Here is a 556-nt window from a genome sequence, read left to right as displayed (position 1 = left end):
TGGGGGACTCAGCAACCCAAGCCGATTGGCAGTTAGTGGCCAAGACCTATGGCGCTTCCTCAGAAGACCTCGCCACCTTGCAAGCGGAAGCGGCGCGTTTAGCCCACCAAGGGGAAAGCCCCGCAGTCCTCACCAACCACCTCCTCGAGGCGGTTCGCCACCTCACCGACTGGGACGCCGAAAAGTTGCTGGATCCTGCGAAACAACCAGCCCGCCGGACCAAACCCAACTCCGCCGCACCGGAAGACCCCCTAGAGCCGTCCCAACAGTTGCGCGCCGGAGTCCATTATCTCCCCCGGGAAGATGCGAAAGAGGGGAAAATTATCCCGCAGCAGGGCCACTTGGACAACGCCTTGCGCCAGCAGAACTTCACCCCCGCAGTAGTCTCGCAATCCGACCGGGTGGCGGAGTTAGAAAAGCAGGTGCGCGACCTGAGCGCCCAACTGAAAGAAGCGGATAAAGCGGCGGCACTGATTCGCGGATTGCAAGCCGATCGCGATCGCCTCGAACGGGAAAACCGGCAACTGCAACAACTCCTGCAAGAAAATACCGATAA

The 556-nt window shown here is 60.4% G+C and carries 1 protein-coding gene; it reads left to right on the top strand.

Annotated elements, in window-relative coordinates:
* A partial coding sequence (locus tag LKK83_RS31995) for a hypothetical protein (protein ID WP_324630978.1) occupies window positions 1-556 on the top strand: 556 nt, incomplete at both ends.

Origin of the sequence: Phormidium sp. CCY1219 (genome assembly GCF_035615515.1) — a bacterium.
Lineage (GTDB): Bacteria > Cyanobacteriota > Cyanobacteriia > Cyanobacteriales > Laspinemataceae > CCY1219.
The sequence above is the reverse complement of the archived record's forward strand: the minus strand, read 5'-3'. Positions and strand labels throughout refer to the sequence as shown.